This is a genomic window from Vibrio sp. 1580 (genome assembly GCF_033340055.1).
In genome coordinates, this window is the sequence record NZ_JAWOVT010000208.1 from 1 (window position 1) to 785 (window position 785).

The 785-nt window shown below is 45.0% G+C and carries 2 protein-coding genes; both read left to right on the plus strand.

The window, feature by feature from the left end; translation table 11 throughout:
• Nucleotides 1-280: ribbon-helix-helix domain-containing protein (locus R7093_RS25055; RefSeq protein WP_318146994.1), on the plus strand; the 280-nt coding region annotated here is incomplete at its 5' end.
• A gap of 152 nt (nucleotides 281-432) precedes the next feature.
• Nucleotides 433-785: VOC family protein (locus R7093_RS25060; RefSeq protein WP_318146995.1), on the plus strand; the 353-nt coding region annotated here is incomplete at its 3' end.

Genomic DNA, 785 nt, shown 5'->3' on the forward strand with positions numbered 1-785 from the left:
ACAACCACAGGATAATTATCAGTTTATCACTCGTTCCATCCGCATTGACGGCCATGCCACCAGCGTAAAATTAGAGTCGAGTTTTTGGACGATTCTTGAAGAAATTGCCAGTGCGCAAGACATGACCGTTCCAAAGTTTATCAGCACGGTGTATCAAGAAGCACTGGAATACAATGGTGAAGTGAACAACTTTGCATCCTTACTGCGCTGCGCATGTCTCACGTATGCTCGCCAACCGGAAAACACGCTCCATCAAGCGCTTGCTCAACTTAACGCCTAACACCTAACTATTCTTACCAAAATATTCAATGGCATCGATGAGGCTTTACGCCTCAATCGTAAGCTATTGAGCGTATTCTTATTTGTCGTACTCTAGTACTACCCACACTCCTTTTGTACTCGCTAACCTATGCGGACAATTAAGGAGTACTCATGACAAAAATGATACACACCATGATCCGAGTACGCGATCTGGACCGTTCCCTACAATTTTACCGCGACGCACTTGAGCTAGAGATCAAAGACCAATACGTTTTTGATGGTTTCTCCCTAACCTATCTAGCAAATGAAGAAACAGGCTTTGAATTAGAACTTACCCACAACCACGACCAAAGCGAACCTTATACTCACGGTTCTGGTTACGGTCACCTTGCCGTTAGCGTGGACGACATCGAACAAGCTCACAAACGAATTAAATCTCTAGGTATTGAAGCAGGTGACATCAAAGCGTTTGACCCCCACCAAACACACCTAGCGTCCTTCTTTTTTGTCACCGATCCTGACGG